This is a genomic window from Sphingosinicella xenopeptidilytica, from assembly GCF_042676985.1.
In the GTDB taxonomy this organism is placed as follows: Bacteria; Pseudomonadota; Alphaproteobacteria; order Sphingomonadales; family Sphingomonadaceae; genus Sphingosinicella; species Sphingosinicella xenopeptidilytica.
The window spans coordinates 37,869-54,390 of the sequence record NZ_JBHTIK010000005.1; the positions used below are offsets into that span (position 1 = coordinate 37,869).

16 protein-coding genes are annotated in these 16,522 nt (G+C 66.5%); 8 read left to right on the top strand and 8 right to left on the bottom strand.

From position 1 onward, the window contains the following. Positions 1–10: 10 nt before the first annotated feature. The 4 genes from ACFQ00_RS08170 to hppD are packed head-to-tail and all read right to left on the bottom strand — an operon-like array spanning position 11 to position 4,646. Positions 11–1,018 carry a fumarylacetoacetate hydrolase family protein gene (locus ACFQ00_RS08170; protein ID WP_381488836.1) on the bottom strand — a complete coding sequence of 336 codons (1,008 nt, stop codon included), beginning with the start codon at positions 1,016–1,018 and terminating at the stop codon, positions 11–13. Then, a complete protein-coding gene (locus tag ACFQ00_RS08175; RefSeq protein WP_381488839.1) occupies positions 1,015–2,421 on the bottom strand; it encodes a M20/M25/M40 family metallo-hydrolase in 1,407 nt (468 codons plus the stop codon). Before ACFQ00_RS08175 ends, ACFQ00_RS08170 begins: the two co-directional genes overlap by 4 nt. Before the next feature lie 11 nt (positions 2,422–2,432). Then, a complete protein-coding gene (locus tag ACFQ00_RS08180) occupies positions 2,433–3,560 on the bottom strand; it encodes a homogentisate 1,2-dioxygenase (protein WP_381488842.1) in 1,128 nt (375 codons plus the stop codon). A 3-nt stretch (positions 3,561–3,563) separates the two neighbouring features. Next, positions 3,564–4,646 (bottom strand): 4-hydroxyphenylpyruvate dioxygenase, encoded by a 1,083-nt coding sequence (gene hppD, locus ACFQ00_RS08185; protein WP_381488845.1) that lies wholly within the window; start codon positions 4,644–4,646, stop codon positions 3,564–3,566. 80 nt (positions 4,647–4,726) lie between these two features. Between hppD and ACFQ00_RS08190 the strand changes: the two genes are divergently transcribed. The 4 genes from ACFQ00_RS08190 to ACFQ00_RS08205 are packed head-to-tail and all read left to right on the top strand — an operon-like array spanning position 4,727 to position 7,053. After that, positions 4,727–5,182 (top strand): MarR family winged helix-turn-helix transcriptional regulator, encoded by a 456-nt coding sequence (locus ACFQ00_RS08190; protein WP_374597109.1) that lies wholly within the window; start codon positions 4,727–4,729, stop codon positions 5,180–5,182. A gap of 38 nt (positions 5,183–5,220) precedes the next feature. Further along, positions 5,221–5,523 (top strand): YggT family protein, encoded by a 303-nt coding sequence (locus tag ACFQ00_RS08195; protein WP_121047312.1) that lies wholly within the window; start codon positions 5,221–5,223, stop codon positions 5,521–5,523. Positions 5,524–5,533: 10 nt separating this feature from the next. After that, positions 5,534–6,433, top strand: coding sequence for a bifunctional methylenetetrahydrofolate dehydrogenase/methenyltetrahydrofolate cyclohydrolase FolD (folD, locus tag ACFQ00_RS08200; protein WP_381488852.1), 900 nt, complete (start codon positions 5,534–5,536; stop codon positions 6,431–6,433). Then, positions 6,433–7,053, top strand: a complete 621-nt coding sequence (locus ACFQ00_RS08205; RefSeq protein ID WP_381488854.1) for a MarC family protein — start codon at positions 6,433–6,435, stop codon at positions 7,051–7,053. The genes folD and ACFQ00_RS08205 overlap by 1 nt, the downstream gene beginning before the upstream one ends. Here ACFQ00_RS08205 and ACFQ00_RS08210 read toward each other — a convergent pair. Further along, a complete protein-coding gene (locus ACFQ00_RS08210) occupies positions 7,043–8,818 on the bottom strand; it encodes a hypothetical protein (protein ID WP_381488857.1) in 1,776 nt (591 codons plus the stop codon). The genes ACFQ00_RS08205 and ACFQ00_RS08210 overlap by 11 nt on opposite strands. Before the next feature lie 122 nt (positions 8,819–8,940). Here ACFQ00_RS08210 and ACFQ00_RS08215 point away from each other — a divergent pair, with 122 nt between their 5' ends. Both ACFQ00_RS08215 and ACFQ00_RS08220 read left to right on the top strand, forming a co-directional pair. Beyond that, entirely contained in the window at positions 8,941–9,915 is a 975-nt protein-coding gene (locus tag ACFQ00_RS08215; protein WP_374597116.1) for a glycosyltransferase, read from the top strand. Further along, positions 9,912–10,289 (top strand): GtrA family protein, encoded by a 378-nt coding sequence (locus ACFQ00_RS08220; RefSeq protein ID WP_381488861.1) that lies wholly within the window; start codon positions 9,912–9,914, stop codon positions 10,287–10,289. Before ACFQ00_RS08215 ends, ACFQ00_RS08220 begins: the two co-directional genes overlap by 4 nt. A 3-nt stretch (positions 10,290–10,292) precedes the next feature. Here ACFQ00_RS08220 and ACFQ00_RS08225 read toward each other — a convergent pair whose 3' ends face one another. After that, positions 10,293–11,375 (bottom strand): phosphatase PAP2 family protein, encoded by a 1,083-nt coding sequence (locus ACFQ00_RS08225; protein ID WP_381488863.1) that lies wholly within the window; start codon positions 11,373–11,375, stop codon positions 10,293–10,295. Between the two features lie 70 nt (positions 11,376–11,445). Then, positions 11,446–12,660, bottom strand: a complete 1,215-nt coding sequence (locus ACFQ00_RS08230; RefSeq protein WP_381488865.1) for an argininosuccinate synthase — start codon at positions 12,658–12,660, stop codon at positions 11,446–11,448. Positions 12,661–12,767: 107 nt separating this feature from the next. On the opposite strand from ACFQ00_RS08230, the gene ACFQ00_RS08235 reads away from it, so the two are divergent. Next, positions 12,768–13,478 carry a calcium-binding protein gene (locus tag ACFQ00_RS08235; protein WP_381488868.1) on the top strand — a complete coding sequence of 237 codons (711 nt, stop codon included), beginning with the start codon at positions 12,768–12,770 and terminating at the stop codon, positions 13,476–13,478. Between the two features lie 219 nt (positions 13,479–13,697). After that, a complete protein-coding gene (locus ACFQ00_RS08240; protein WP_381488871.1) occupies positions 13,698–13,904 on the top strand; it encodes a hypothetical protein in 207 nt (68 codons plus the stop codon). A gap of 212 nt (positions 13,905–14,116) precedes the next feature. On the opposite strand, the gene ACFQ00_RS08245 is transcribed toward ACFQ00_RS08240, so the two are convergent. Continuing rightward, positions 14,117–16,450: a S8 family peptidase gene (locus ACFQ00_RS08245; RefSeq protein WP_381488874.1), complete on the bottom strand. Its 2,334-nt coding sequence runs from the start codon at positions 16,448–16,450 to the stop codon at positions 14,117–14,119. Between the last annotated feature and the right edge of the window lie 72 nt (positions 16,451–16,522).

The window sequence follows — 16,522 nt, forward strand, 5'->3', positions numbered from 1 at the left end:
GCGCGCCTGCTCAGCTTGCCGCGACGGTCTGCTCGATCGCGCCGAAAATGCTGTGGCCGGTGCTGTCGTCGACCCAGATGCGGACGCTGTCGCCATACTTGAGGAACGGCGTTTCGGGCTTGCCCGACAGGATCGTCTCGACCATCCGCACTTCGGCGAGGCAGGAGTAGCCAAGGCCGCCCTGTGCGATGGGCTTGCCCGGCCCACCGCCTGCGTCGCGGTTCGAGACTGTGCCGGAGCCGACGATCGATCCGGCTTCGAGATCGCGCGTCTTCGCGAGGTGCGCGATCAGCACGCCGAAATCGAAGGTCATGTCGACATGCGTTTCGGCGCGGCCGAACGGCTGGCCGTTGAGATCGACCTTGAGCGTGCCGAGAAGCTTGCCGCCGTCCCACGCGGCGCCGAGCTCATCCGGCGTCACGAACACCGGCGAGAAGGCGCTAGCGGGCTTGGACTGGAGGAAGCCGAAGCCCTTCGCGAGTTCGGCGGGGATGAGATTGCGCAAGGAGACGTCGTTGACGAGGCCGACGAGGCGGATGTGCTGGCGCGCGTCTGCGGCGGAAACGCCTTGCGGCACATCGCCGGTGACGACGACGACCTCGGCTTCGAGGTCGCAGCCCCAGCTTTCGTCGACGAGCACGATCGGATCACGCGGGCCGACGAACGAATCGCTGCCACCCTGGTACATCAGCGGATCGGTCCAGAAGCTTTCGGGGAGCTCTGCGCCGCGCGCCTTTCGCACCAGCTCGACGTGGTTCACGTAGGCCGAGCCGTCGGCCCACTGGAAGGCGCGCGGGAGGGGCGAATGCGCCTCGCGCTCGTGGAAGCGCATCATGGGGATCACTTCGTGCGCAAGATCGGTGGCGAGGGCTTCGAGCTTCGGGGCCACCACGTCCCAGTCGTCGAGCGCGGCCTGCAGCGTCGGGGCGATGGCGGACGCGTCCGCGCACCACGCGAGATCCTTCGACACGACGACCAGACGGCCATCCCGGCCACCCTTCAGGCTGGCAAGCTTCATTTCTTCCCTCCGGCAAGCGTTTTTATAAGGTGCGGCCAGTAATCAAGGCCGTTGTAGAAGGAGGCCACGGGCGCATTCTCGTCGAGCCCGTGCGCGCGCATCTTCTTCATGTCCATGAAGATCGGCGACACGGCAAAGGTGGGCACGCCCGCGATGCGGAACCACATGCCGTCAGTGCCGCCCGACTCCTGATAGGGCGTGATCGCGACGCCGGGATAGTGCAGCGCCAGCGCCGATTTCACGGCGGCGGTTACGTCGGGGCGTGGCTCCGAAACAGGGCTTGCCGTTGGCGTGCCGCGCACCTTCCATTCGGCCTTCGGGTTGCCGCCCGCCTGTTCGAGTGCGGCCTGCACGGTCGCCACCTCCACGCCGGGGAAGATGCGGCAGTTTACCGTGCCGATCGCGCGCTGCGGCAGTGCGTTTTCAGCGTGGCCCGCGTTCAGCATCGTGGCGACGCAGGTGGTGCGCATCTCGGGTTCGAATTCCTCGCTCGACGAGAGCGCGGCGGCGGCTTCGGCGTCGTTCGGATTTTCCGAGAAGCGGCGCAGCATCTCGGCGACCTGCGGCTGCGAGGCTTTCAGTTCCTTCGCCATCGCGCCGAACGAGGCGCGCGTGACGCTGTTCGCCTGAATCGGGAATTTGAGCGTCTCGACATTCTTGAGGAGCGCGGCGAGATCGTAGATCGCGTTGTCCTTGCGCGGACGGCTGGAGTGCCCGCCCTCGTTGCGGATCGTCACGTCGAACGTGGCGAAGGTCTTCTCGGCGACCTGCATCCCGTAACCGAAGGGCTTGCCGTCCGGGGCGAGTGCGCCGCCGCCCGCGTCCGAATTGAGCGCATATTCGAGCTTCGCGGGTTTCAGCGCGTCGACGAGCGCGCGCGTCGTGGCCATCCCGGTTTCCTCGTCGCCGGAGAAGCCGAGGTAGAGGTCGCGGTCCGGTACGAAACCGCTCGTTTTGAGGTCGGCGAAGGCGCGCGTCAGGTGGGCGACGCCCATCTTGTTGTCGAGCGTGCCGCGGCCGAGGAAATCGCCATCCTTCTCGCGCAGCACGAAGGGGTCGAACGACCAGTCCTCGGGCTTCGCATCGACGACGTCCATGTGGGCGAGGAAGGCGACGGGCTGCTTCTTGCTGCCCGCTTTCCCCGGATAGCGGGCGATAAGGTACACGGTCTCGCCCATCGGCACGACCTTGATGTCCGCGTCCGCGAAGCCCGCCGCTTTCAGATCCTTGACGACGCGCGCCGCGACTTCGGGCACCTTGCCGTGACCCGCGGCGGAGCGGATTTCGACGATGTCCTTGTAGAGGCTGAGCGCCGCGGTGCCCTGCGGCGAACCCGGTGCGGCGGCATTCGCCATCGGTGCGGCGAGGCACAGCACCGCCGCGGACAGGATCGTACCCTTCATGTGGACCCCCTTCAGGATTTGGCTTTCCAGCTATCCTTGTAACCGGTCCATTCCACAGCGGAAGCCGCTTCGCCGATTTCGAGCGGATCGCGCGTGTCGATCATCACAGCATACTCGTCCGTCATCGCCTTGGGCTGCTCGAACATGCGGGTGAGCGCCTTGGGGTGCGGGCCGTGCGTGAAGCCGGTGGGGTGCAGCGTCATCATGCCGGGGTGGATGTTGTCGCGGCTGAAGAAGTCGCCGTCGTGGTAGAACAGCACTTCGTCGTAATCGTCGTTGTTGTGGAAGAACGGCACCTTCAACGCCTTCGGGTCCGTTTCGAACGGGCGCGGCGCGAACGTGCAGATCACGAAGCGGTCTGCAAGGAAGGTCGTGTGCGCCGAGGGCGGCACATGATAGCGGTGGCTCATGATCGGGCGGATGTCCCGCACATTGAGCCGTGCGACCGACAACTCGCCGTGCCAGCCCACCGCGTCGAGCGGATTGAACGGATAGGTCATCCACGACACCTGCCCACGCTTTTTCACCGCGACGCGCGTTTCGAGGTCGCCCTGCTGCGCGCGGAAGGCGTCGTCGATCTCGGGTGTGTCCATCACCGCCGGATCGAAGATTGCGTGCGGCCCCAGCAGCCCCTTGTCGGGGAGCGTGTAGCTGGAGTTCGTCGCCTCGACAGCGAGAATCTGCATCGGCTCCGTGGGCACGATGCGCCACATCGTACCGCGCGGGATGACGACATAATCGCCCTGCCCGATCGCGAGGTGACCGAAGTCGCAGAAGAAATCGCCTGCGCCGCGATGTACGAAGAGAATCTGGTCGCCGTCGCCGTTGCGGTCGAGGCTCGGCATGGCCTCTGCGAGGCGCCACAGGCGAATTTCGGTGGCCTTGTTGTGGAGCACGACAGGCGCGGACCAGAGCGAATTCGGTGCTTCGTTGATCTGCGTGAGGTCGAAGGCGCGCGGCGCGAGCGGCCCATCGAAGTCGATCCAGCCCGTGGGCGGATTGCGATGATAGAAGAAGGCGGCAGGGCCGAAGAAACCCTCCTTCGACATCTCGCGCTCGTAGGTGCCTTCCGGGAGGTCGGCATGGGCCTGACGGCTCGCTTCACCCTTCACCAGCGGGAAATTGAGGTAGCGCTTCATAGCTCAGGCCTCCGCGGTTTCGAGCACGCCGCGCTCGATCTGGTCGCGTTCAATCGATTCGAACAGGGCCTTGAAGTTGCCCTCGCCGAAACCTTCGTCCTTCTTGCGCTGGATGATCTCGAAGAATACCGGCCCCAGCATGTTGCCCGAGAAGATCTGCAGGAGCAGGCGGGGGTCGTTGTTCTCTGTGGAACCGTCCAGCAGAAGCCCGCGCGCCTTCATCGCATCGACCGGTTCGCCGTGGCCGGGCAGGCGCTCATCGAGCATTGCGTAATAGGTTTCGGGCGGCGGGGTCATGAAGGGCAGGCCAAGGGCGCGCAGGCTGTCGATGGTGCCGTAGATGTCGTTCGTGGAGAGCGCGATGTGCTGGATGCCCTCGCCGTTGAACGCCATCAGGAATTCTTCGATCTGGCCGCCGCCCTGCTTCGCCTCCTCATTCAGCGGAATGCGAATCTTGCCATCAGGCGCAGTCATCGCCTTGCTGGTGAGGCCGGTATACTCGCCCTTGATGTCGAAATAACGGATCTCGCGGAAGTTGAAGAGCTTCTCGTAGAATTCCGCCCAGAACTTCATACGGCCGCGATAGACGTTGTGCGTCAGGTGGTCGATGATCTCGAGGCCTGCGCCCTTGGGATGGCGGTCGACGCCTTCGAAATAGCGGAAATCGATATCGTAGATATCGGCATCGTCGCCGTAGCGGTCGATGAGATAGATAAGGCTGCCGCCGATGCCCTTGATGGCGGGGAGGCGAAGCTCCATCCAGCCGGTGGAGGTCGGCATGGGTTCGGCGCCGTTCGCGATGGCGTGCGCATAGGCCTTCGCGGCGTCCTTCACGCGGAAGCCCATCGCGCAGGCGCCGGCTTCATGCTCTTCGGCGAAGAAGGCGGCAGGCGAGCGCGGCTCGGCGTTCAGCAGGAAGTTGACGTGGCCCTGCCGGTAAAGCGTCACGTCCTTCGAGCGGTGCTTCGCGATGGGGGTGAAGCCGAGCTGGCGAAACACGCGGTCGACGAGCGCGGGATCCTGCGCGGCGAATTCCAGGAATTCGAATCCATCGAGCCCTGCCGGGTTTTCGAAAAGGTCGGCCATTGACGCTCTCTCCCTCATTTGCTTCGAGTCGTTATTCCGTGATATTAGTTTCATATGAAACTTGTTGCAAGTGGAACGATATGCCTCCGATCCGTCTCGACACGTTCCTGCCCTACCGCGTCGCGGTGCTTTCCGACCGGCTGAGCCAGCGGCTGGCGCGTGTCTATGAAGGCTGCGGGCTGTCCTCGCCGCAGTGGCGCGTGCTCGCGGCCGTCGCCGAGAAGCCGGGGCGGAGCGCGCAGGACGTGGTGCGGATGACGCCGATGGAGAAGGCGACGGTGAGCCGGGCCGTCTCCGCGCTCATCGCGCGCGGGCTGATGCGGCGCGCGGCGGACGACCGCGATGGGCGCACCTCGCGGCTGACGCTGACGGCGGACGGCGAGCGCCTGTACGGCGAGATCGCGCCCGGCGTGCTCGCGATCGAGGCGGATATCGCGGCGCGCTGCGACAAGGCCGGGCTCCTTGCCGCGATCGATGCGATCGAGAACGGGCTCGGCGCGGAGGACGCGGTGGACACCGTTTCGGTGCGCGGCTAGGAGACAGTCCTGCACGGTGTGCCAAGGAATGGACTAGCATGAATACGGTCGCGGCTCTGCTCGGTATCTTTACGATGGTCATCCAGCTCGTGATCTGGATCATCATCGCGCAGGTCATCATCAGCTGGCTGGTGGCGTTCAACGTCATCAACACCAGCAATCAATTCGTGCGCAGCCTGCTGACCGGGCTCGACCGGCTGACCGAACCGATGCTGCGGCCGATCCGGCGCGTGCTCCCCGATCTTGGCGGTATCGACCTTTCGCCGATGGTGCTGATCCTCGGCCTTATCCTCATCCAGCGGCTGGTTCCGGCGCTGGTCTTCGACATCATGGCGGGCTGAAAGTTTTCAAATGGCGGCTGAGCGTATCGACGGCAAGGCGTTTGCCGAAGGTCTCCGCGGACGTGTTTCCGCCGCGGTGGCACCGTTTCTTGCGGCGACGGGGCATCGGCCCGGTCTTGCGGTCGTGCTCGTCGGCGAGGATCCGGCAAGCCAAGTCTATGTCGGTTCCAAGCACAAGGCGACCGTCGAGGCCGGTATGGTGAGCTTCGAGCACCGACTGGCCGCAGACACGCCCGAGGCCGACCTGATCGCGCTCGTTGAAAAGCTGAACGCGGACGAGAACGTCGACGGCATCCTCGTGCAGCTGCCGCTGCCCAGGCACATGCGCGAGAGTGCGGTGATCGAGGCGATCGACCCCGACAAGGATGTGGACGGTTTTCACATTGTGAATGCTGGTCGGCTTGCGACCGGGCTTCCCGGCCTCGTGCCGTGCACGCCGCTCGGCTGCATGATGCTGCTCGAAGACCGGCTCGGCCGCGACCTTTCGGGGAAGCGTGCGGTCGTGATCGGACGCTCGAACATCGTCGGCAAGCCGATGGCGCAGCTTCTGCTCGCGGCGAACGCGACCGTGACCATCGCGCACAGCCGCACCGCCGATCTGCCCGCTGTGGTGCGTGAGGCGGACATCGTGGTCGCGGCCGTGGGGCGCCCGGAAATGGTGCGCGGCGACTGGCTGAAGCCGGACGCGGTCGTGATCGACGTGGGTATCAACCGTATCGCGGCGCCGGAACGCGGCGAGGGCAAGACGCGGCTTGTCGGCGACGTTGCCTACACCGAGGCGCTGGAGACCGCGAGCGCGGTGACGCCGGTGCCGGGCGGCGTCGGGCCGATGACCATCGCCGTGCTTCTCCGCAATACGCTCGTCGCCGCGCATCGCCGTGCCGGTCTGCCGGCGCCCGAAGGCTTGTAATGACCGAGCTGTTCATCTCGGCGCTCGCCACGCTGTTCGTGGTGATCGATCCGCCGGGATGCGCGCCGATCTATTCCTCGCTGACGGCGGGCGCTTCCGCGCAGCAGCGCCGCTCGATGGCGATCCGCTCGGTGCTGGTGGCGGCGGCGGTGCTGCTGTTCTTCGCCTTTCTCGGCAAGGGGATGCTTGCTGCGCTCGGCATCAGCCTCGATGCGTTTCGTATCGCGGGCGGCATCCTCCTGTTTCTGATCGCGTCCGAAATGGTGTTCGAAAAGCGCACCGAACGACGCAATTCGCGCGCACAGGAGGTCGCATCCAAGGAGATCGAAGACGTCTCGGTGTTCCCGATGGCGATCCCGATGCTCGCCGGGCCGGGCTCGATCGCGAGCGTGATGCTGCTCACCTCGCAGGCGAACGGCTGGGCGGAACGCAGTGTGGTGCTCGCCGCGCTCGCCATCGTGCTTGCCTCCACGCTCGTCGCGCTGCTCGCGGCAGGGCCGCTGATGCGCTTCCTCGGCGACAAGCTGGAGGCGATGATCACGCGGCTGCTCGGCGTCATCCTCGCCGCGCTCGCCGCGCAATATGTGATCGACGGAATCCGGGCGAGCTTCAGCCTTTGATGCGGTAGAGCCGCAGGGGCGAGCCCTTCGGCATCGGCACGGCTTCGAGCCATGCGGGGACTTCACCGGCTTCGAGGCGGGCCCACAGGCCCTCGGGTGCTTCCTTTTTCGCGGCCGCAAGGTCGTTGGTGCCGACGCAGCCGAGCACGTAGGTCGCGCCGTAGCGGGCGGCGATCATCTTTGCCTCTTCATCGTCCGCACGCCACAGACGCACCGTGTCCGCGATGGAGGCCGCGTTGCGATGATAGGGGCCGGCGATGACGCTGTGCGGCGTGTGGACGAGGATCGCGGGGCCCATGTCGAACACGTCGGCAATGATCCCCTTCGGCACGCCGTTCAGCGGCGCGAGTGTCGAGGACGCGGTGCACGAGGCGAGGGGTTCGGTTGCGGGGATGGTGTTCGGAGAGCCGCCAATGCGCTTCGCCGCGAGCGCCGCGAACATGGGAAGCGCGCTGGTGAGGCCGACCAGCACGAGCATGGTTGCGCCGATACGCGGCAGCGTCGACGGGATCGCGCGGGCGCGGGGCAGCAGCATCGCGGCGACGGCGGCGGCAGCGATCGCGGCGAGTGCATTGGGGCCGGTCGCGGCGCGGAGCTGCAGGAACATCAGCCATGTCGTGGTGGCGAGGAGGCCGAAGACGAGGCTCCAGCCGAAGCGGCTGTCCGCGTCCGCGCGGCGCAGCATCACGAAGGCGCAGGCGATGCCGATGAAGGGATAGAGGCCGAACGCGATTGCGGTTTCGGGCTCGGTGCCGAGATAGCTCACGATCGAGCGCGCCTCGCTGATGCGGGCTAGCACCGGCAGGAACGCGGGATCGAGCATCGCCATCGGGCCGCCCGCGCAGTGAGGGAAGGCGACGAGCACGGCGATGCCGACGCTTGCGAAGCCGAGGATGGCAGCGATGCCCCGCCTGACGGGCGTGGTCAGCACATCGATCTGCGGCAGGATCGCGGCGAGCGCGCCGCCGAACACGAGCGGTGCGGCATAGACGGGCGAGAAGGCATCGCAGGCGGCGAACCACCAGCGCGCGGGCGGCACGAAGGCTGGAAAAGCGAGCGCTGATCCCGCGACGAGCGCGACGCCGTAACCCGCAAGCAGCCGCCCGAGTGCCGGTTGCAGGCACCAGCCGAGCACGAGGATCGCACCTGCGACGACGAGGTGCGGGAGCATTTCGAGCCCGATAACGAGCGCCGCGACAGTGGCGAGGCCGGCGACGATGCCCGACGAGAAGCGGCGGCGCGGATCGCAGAGCGCGGCCACGGCGCAGAGCATGAACGCGATCTGCCAGTTGTGGTGATCGATGCGGAGCGGCTTGAACAGCGACAGGATCTGGCCGCTCGCCGCGATGAACACCGCCGCGAGAATCGCCGCCTGCCGCCCGGCGAGACGGAAGGCCGCGAGCGCGGCGGCGCCCATCGTGACGAGGAGCGCAAGGAGGGGGACGGCAGTTCCGGCGATGCGCTCGGCGACGGCGCGGCCGAAGACGGGCTCCGTGACGACGATGATCGCGGCGATCGGCAGGTCGACGAGGCGCGACCAGTGCATGTTCGCGCCTGCGGGCGGGTTCATGCGGTGCTGATCGATATCGCCCCATGCCTGTCCACCGAGCCAGTCGCGCACCTGCATCAGCCGCTGCGCGTCGTCGGTATCGGGAAGGTCGAGCGCGGCGATATCCGCGCGGTTCACCACCACGAGCGCGAGCGCGGCGAGCAGCCAGATGATGATGAGCGGCACGAGAAAGCCGCGGGTCCGATCCGTATCCATGCGCGCCGGTCTACGCGGCGCATGGTTAACAGTCAGCTTCGAAGCGGTGCAATATTAACCAGTTGGAAGCCATCGCCGCCCTAGAGTTCGGGCCATCGGAACTTTCCGCCCGAGGAACAACCATGGTCTCGATTCCGTCCGCCTCGCAGTTCGACACCGCGCAGTCGCGGGTCGGCCTTGCCACCGCCGTCGTGCTGCCGTGCTACAACGAGGCGGCGACGATCGCGCATGTGGTTGCGAGCTTTGCGGACGCGCTTCCCGGCGCGGTCATCTACGTGTTCGACAACAATTCCTCCGACGATACGGCGCGCGTCGCCGAACGCGCGGGCGCGATCGTCATCCGCGAGACGCGGCAGGGCAAGGGCCACGTGGTGCGCCGCATGTTCGCTGAGGTCGACGCTGACATCTACGTGATGGCGGACGGCGACGGCACCTATGCGGCGGCTGACGCCCCAATGCTGGTGAAGGCGCTTGTGGAACGCCGGCTCGACATGGTGGTGGGAACGCGGCGCGGCGTGCGGCAGGACGCCGGGCGATCCGGCCACGCGATCGGTAACCGCCTGTTCAACGGCGTGTTCCAGTGGATGTTCGGCGACGATTTCAGCGACATCTTCTCGGGCTACCGCGTATTCAGCCGCCGCTTCGCGAAGACGTTCCCGGCAGTGAGCCGCGGCTTCGAGATCGAAACCGAGATGTCGGTGCACGCGAGCCAGCTTATGCTGCCGGTCGCCGAGATCGAGACCGACTACGGCGTGCGCCCCGAAGGCTCGGTGAGCAAACTCCGCACGTTCCACGACGGGTTTCGTATCCTTTCGGTGTTCTTCCTGCTGCTGAAGGAGACGCGGCCTGCGTTCTTCTTCGGCGGGATTGCCGGGCTGCTGACGCTCGCATCGCTGGCGTTCGGCCTGCCGGTCGTCGCGGAGTATCTGGAAACCGGGCTGGTGCCGCGCTTCCCGACCGCGATCCTCGCCGCCGCGCTGATGATCATCGCGTCAATGTCCGCGATCTGCGGGCTCATTCTCGATTCGGTCTCGCGCTCGCGTGTTGAGCTGAAGCGCATGTTCCTGCTGACGCAGCGCGGGCTGCCGACGCCGTGAAGGCGCGGCTTCGCGAAGGCGCTGCGTTCCTTGCCGTCGGCGGAACGGCCTTCGTTCTCGGCGCGGCGAGTCTCGAAGCGCTGGTTCGTGCCGGTGTTTCTCCGTATGCGGCGCAGGTTCCGGCGCTCGGCCTCGCGATCCTGACGACGTGGATGGGCAACCGGCGCTGGACGTTCCGCGTGGATGCGCCGCCGACGCGGCGGGAATTCCTCCGCTATGTCGGTGCATCGCTCGGCGGGCTCGTCGTCAACGCCGCGACCTTTTCCACGCTGACCTACGCCGGGTTGCCGACGACGCCGGCGTTCGCCGCCGCGACGGTCGCGGCGATGGGGTTCAACTTCCTTGGCTACAAGTTCGCCGTCTTCGCGCGCTGACGCCTATTCGGCGAGTGCGAGGGCGGGTTCGCGGTGCTGGCGTGCGGAGAGCATCGCTTCGGCAGCGCGGCCGCAGACATACCAGATGAGCGCGGCGAGCACGGCGGCGGCGATCCCGTCCACGGCATAGTGCCAGCCGAGGTGGATGGAGCCGATCCAGATCAGCGTCGCGTAAATCCACATCACCCAGCCGAGCACGCGGTTGATGCGCATACCGCCGAGCGCGAACAAGACGGCGAGCGCATTGTGCATCGATGGCATCGCCGAAATGCCGCCGCCGAGGACGAGCGGGCCGCCGCTGCTGAAATGATTGAGCAGCGCCTGCTGGTTCTTGAGCGCGGCGATACCGGCACCGCCTTCGGCGATGAGCGTCCGGTCGTAGCTGCCGAGCGTGTCCATCAGTGCGGTGAAGGTCGGCGCGCCGCCCGCGAAATCGTCGTAGAAACAGGGCCCCGCGGCCGGGAGCAGCCATGCGAGGACGGAGCCGATCAGGATCCACGAGATCGCGTAGCTGAGCACATACTGCGTGCGCAGGTGCGAATCGCGGAGGTAGGCGCAGACGATGACGCCCAGCGTCATCGGCACGAACCAGCCGTGGTAGAAGCTGTCGATGGCGAGCGTCGCGGCGGGGCCGCTCAGGATTTTGTGCGTCACCACCCACGGGTCTGTGCCCATGAACAGCGCCTTGTCCCACGCCGCGAACAGCGGATCGAGGTGGAAGCCCGCGCGTGGTAGAACGAGTTGCTTGAAGGCGTTGAACGTCGCCAGCATCATCGCGCAGACGAGTGGCGGCGCGGCGAGGCTGAGGAAGCGGTCGCGCTGCCAGCGCAGCGTAACGAAGCTGCGGATCACGCCGAAAGGGGAGGGTGCCGTACCCTCGCGGCGTGCGCGGCGGCCGCATTCGACGAAGAGCGCAATGCCGCCTGCCGCGAGCGTGAGCGCGCCGAGCGACTGCGCGTAGACCGAGAAAAGCTGCGCGAACTGCCCCGCCGGAATGAGCCCGGTACCGAGCACGACGGCCATGTAGAGCCCGGCGATGCCGAGCATCGCGCTCGCCGCGCGAAGCTCGCCGATATCCGCTTTCATCGCCCGTGCCGCCGTTCCCATGGTGCGGCGAGACTAGGGGTGCAGGGTTAAGGCGGGTTTAAGCCCGGGTTTAAGCGTCTCGGCGCCCGAGCAGGCGCAGGCGCAGCGCGTTCAGCTTGATGAAGCCTTCGGCGTCGCGCTGGTCGTAGGCGCCGGCGTCGTCCTCGAAGGTGACGACCTTCTCGGAATAGAGCGAGTTCGGCGACTTGCGGCCGACGACCCATGCCGAGCCCTTGTAGAGCTTGAGGCGGACGGTGCCGGAGACCTGCTGCTGGCTGTGATCGATGGCGGCCTGCAGCATCTCGCGCTCGGGGCTGAACCAGAAGCCGTTGTAGACCAGCTCGGCGTAGCGCGGGGCGAGTTCGTCCTTGAGGTGCGCGGCGCCGCGGTCGAGGGTGAGCTGTTCGATGGCGCGGTGGGCGGTGTGGAGGATGGTGCCGCCGGGGGTTTCGTACATGCCGCGCGACTTCATGCCGACGAAGCGGTTCTCGACGAGATCGAGGCGACCGATACCGTGCGTGCGGCCGTAGTCGTTGAGCTTGGCGAGGAGGTTCGCGGGGGACAGGGCCTCGCCGTTGACGGCGACCGCGTCGCCTGCGTCGAACTCGACGGTGATGTATTCGGGCGTGTCGGGTGCGTCTTCCGGGTTCACGGTGCGCGAGAAGACGTAGTCGGGCACTTCCTGCCACGGGTCTTCGAGCACCTTGCCTTCAGACGAGGTGTGGAGGAGGTTCGCGTCGGTCGAGAACGGCGCTTCGCCGCGCTTGTCCTTCGACACCGGGATCTGGTGCGCCTCGGCGAACTCAATGAGGCGCGTGCGGCTGGTGAGATCCCACTCGCGCCACGGCGCGATCACCTTGATGTCGGGGTTGAGGCCGTAATAGCCGAGCTCGAAGCGGACCTGATCGTTGCCCTTGCCGGTGGCGCCGTGGCTGACGGCGTCTGCGCCGACCATTTTGGCAATCTCGATCTGGCGCTTGGCGATCAGCGGCCGGGCGATCGAGGTGCCGAGCAGGTAGAGACCTTCATAAAGCGCGTTCGCGCGCATCATCGGGAACACATAGTCCTTCACGAACTCTTCCTTGAGGTCGTCGATGAAGATGTGCTCGGGCTTGACGCCCATGAGCTCCGCCTTGGCGCGCGCCGGCCCGAGCTCTTCGCCCTGGCCGAGATCGGCGGTGAAGGTCACGACCTCGCAGGCATAGGTCTGCTGAAGCCATTTCAGGATCACGCTCGTGTCGAGACCGCCAGAGAAGGCCAGAACCACGCGCTTGATATCAGACATCCAACCGAACCTTTCGCGGAAAACTTGGGAGTACGCGCGCCCTTCGCATTGATGAACGGCATATTCAAGGGAGAGTCAGCATGGGCTGCGTATAGGCAGGTAATCAGATGCTGAAACGGAGTACCGAAGTGAACAAATTCCTGATGATCGGAGCATCGGCCGCCGCGCTGATGGCGCTGCCTGCGATCGCCCAGACCGCAGCCCCACAAACCCCCGAAAAGGCTGCCCGTTGGAGCGCCCCCGGGACGCGCGCGGATCTTGAGAAGAAGATCGCCGAACGCTTTGCCGCAGCGGACACCAACAAGGACGGCGCCGTTACCGAAGCCGAGATCAAGGCGCAGGGGGAAGCCCGCCGCGCCGAGGGTGAAAGGAAGATGGCCGAGGCGCGCACGCGCATGTTCACCGCGATGGACGCCGACAAGAACGGCCAGATCAGCCGCGGCGAGTGGGATTCGCACCACGCCGGGATGAAGGCCAAGTGGGCCGAGCGCCGCGAGACCGCGCAGGCGGACGGCAAGGACCGCCGCGAGATGCGGATGAAGTTCAAGGACGGCGACAAGGATGGCCGCAAGGGCCACCGCATGATGCATCGCGGCGGCCACGGCGGAATGGGCTGGGGCAGCTTCGGCGAGAAGGGCTTCGAAAGCGCGGACGCCAACAAGGATGGCCGCATCACGCTCGCCGAAGCGAAGGCGAAGCCGCTTGCCCGCTTCGACGCCGCCGACACGAACAAGGATGGTACGCTGAGCCCCGAGGAGCGCCGTGCGGCGCACGAGGCGAGGCGCGCGGAACGTCGCGCGGAGCGCGGCGACAGCTGATCGGCACGTCCCAGTCCGATCAGCTTCGTTGAGAGCGCGCGGGGCACCGTTTTCCGATCCCCCCTGTCGGAAACAGACCCGAAAAGCGCGCTGGGGCCGGCATTCTCACGAGGATGCCGGCCCTCTGTCTTTTCGGGGGCATCAATTTACACAAGACGACTCGACTTCGCGCGTGAGCCCGATAGCTTTGCAACAAAAGCATAACCGGGGAGATCAGCCATGACTGGCGGAATCAGAGTCAGCCTGAAGTGCGAAAACTGCGGCGGCACGGACTTTGCAGTGTCGGACCGACCTGCGGAACGCGACTGGATCGTCTGCACCGAGTGCAGCAAGCCGCTTTCGACTGTGGCCGAGTTCGACGACGAGGTCGTGCGGCTGGCGCACGATGCCGTGCGGCATCTCGATGGGGTTTCGGCGGCGCGTTAGATCATGAAAGCCTGCCATACATTCGTCATACCGGCGTAGGCCGGTATCCATGAGACCGTGGTTATGGGCCCCGGCCTGCGCCGGGGTGACGGGGTAGGTGGGGCGGACTCTAGAGTTGTTCCGGTTCTCATTGAACCGGAACAACTCTAGAATATCTTTTGTTTGCCGTTATTTCCGAGCCGGCAGGTGATGCCACCTGCCTCGAAATCACTCTAGAACCGCGCTCTGAGGCGAAGGGCCGCGCCGATATCGTCGTCGAGTGAGGCGATGTGGCCGGGGTCACGGCGCCAGAAGAGGTTCGTGTCGAGATGGCCTAGCCCTGCGAGGGGTAGAGACCATGCGGCTTCCACGCTGATTTCGCGGCCCGAGGGCGCGAGCGTGAAGGTGCGGCGGGTGTAGCCTGCCGTTTCCGTTTCGTAATCGTAGCTCGTCGGGATATCGGCCCGGAGAGCGCCGCCTTCGACGCGGAGCGGCTGCGCGATTCGCATCGAGATCGCGTCGCCGCGTGCGACGACCCCCGATTTCGTCACATCGAACGCGAAGGCGAGGCTGCGCAGCGCATCCGCGCCCGAGATGAGCCCGCCCGAGGCGACATCGAGACGGGTGAGCCCGCCGCGCGCCTGCGCTGCGATGCGCCAGCCGTGCCCGGCATCCATCGCCCAGTCCAGGCCGAGGAAATTGCTGGAGGCGCGGGTCAGCCCAAGCGCTGCCGAGCCTTCGGCGCCAAGGATGCTGCCGCTTTCGTCGAGGCGGCTCCACGTGACGCTGACGTCCGACGCGCCGATGCGGCGCGAGGCGCTGGCGGCGAAAAGCTGCACGGCGTCTCCGCTCCGGCGCCGGTCCCACGCGCTGCCGGGGCGCAGCGATTGGGTTTCGCCCGTGCCCGCCGCCATGCCGAAGGTCCAGCCGCCGATGCGCTGGCTGACGGCTGCCGCGCGTGTGCCCGCGATGGAAACGCCATCATCACGGAGCGCGTCTCCGCTCGCGATGAAGCGCGAGCCCGGCGCGCGCGTGCCCGCCATGCTCGCGAGGAGGTCGTCCGCGCCGTATCCGGCGGCAAAGCCGACGCCCGTGCCCGGCGTGACGCTGCCGGTAACGAAGCCGCGCGTGATGCTTGCGTCCGCGTCGGCGCGCGCATCGATGCCGCCCGACTGCGCGAGACCGAGCCATGGCCGCGTGCTGACGGCAGCGTTCCACGACAGGCTGTATCCTGCGACGCCGAAGGCATCGCGCGCCTCTTCGGTGTTGGTCTGGAGCGCGGCGGCAAGGCGCGGCGCGGGGGCAGCGCGCGAGACGCCGGCCGCGAGATCGGCAACATAGGCGCGGCCGTAGCTGTCGAGAACCACGACATCCGAAAGCGTCCCGGTAAGGTCGCCACCGTCGCCGAGCGCGCCGCCGAGCACGGCGAGCGAACCCGCATCGCTGGTGACGGGCACGCTACTCCCCGCAAGCGAGGTGCCGCCGATAGGCGAGAACGCGCGGATGAGATCGAGGATGCCCTGCCCGAAGACGGCGTCGTCGCCTGCTGTGCCCGCATCGCGCGCGGTGCGGAACAAGATGTCGATGATCTCGTCTGCCGAAAGGCTGGGGAAGGCGTCGGCCAGCAGCGCGACGGCCCCGGAGATGCCCGGCGCGGCATAAGAGGTTCCCCAGAACAGGCGGCCAGTGCCTGTCTCGTCGATACTGCGGACGCCTTCGCCCAGCGTGGCGAGATAATATGCGGCATAGCTGCCCGCCCGGTTACTGAAATTCGAAAGCGCGTCGCTGCCGTTCACGGAACCCGCAATGATGATGCGTCCACGCGCAATCGAGCTGTTCGCCGCGATCTGTGCGAAGGGGTCGGGGTTGGTGTCGCCACCCGCTCCTGCTTCTTTTTCGTTGCCGGCGGAAATGACGACGATGACACCTGCTGCGGTGGCATTGGCAAGTGCTGTACGCAGGCGAGACGAGGGGGCCGAACCGCCGAGCGACATGTTGATAACGCGCGCGCCCGCCGCGACGGCCGTATCGATGGCGCTGGCGATATTATTGTCGGAATGGCTGCATTTGTCCTCGCAGGAGCCCGGCGTATCGGTTCTGAGAGCGATCAGCGTGGCATCGAAAGCGAGGCCATGCATACCGCTGTCGTTCTTCGCAGCGAGCGCGACGGCGGAGACCGACGTGCCGTGGCCGTCGGTATCGTCGATGCCGCGCGAGCCCGCGATATCGCGGCTCGCGGGATCGATGCGGCCCGCAAACTCGGCGCTCTGGATGTCGACGCCGCTGTCGATCACGGCGATCTTCACACCCGCGCCGGTCGCGCCGTCCTGATAGGCGGCGATCGCGCCGGCCGAGGCGGCGGCATTGGATCGGCTGTATTCCAGCGTATCGTAAACCGGGCTTGGCGTTGGTGTCGGGGTGGGGGTCGGCGTTGGGGGCGGCGTGACCGTGCCCGGCGCCACCGGGCGCGTGCCGCCGCCTCCGCCGCACGCGGCAAGGAAGGCGGCGAGGCAGAGTGTCGAAACGGCGGTAAGCCTGCGATATCGCGTCCTGACGTGTCGGCGCATACTCGCCTGCCCCTCTGGTTCCTGTCTTGCCCCTGATGGCAGAATCGTCGCGCAAAGGCATTACCAAATGCT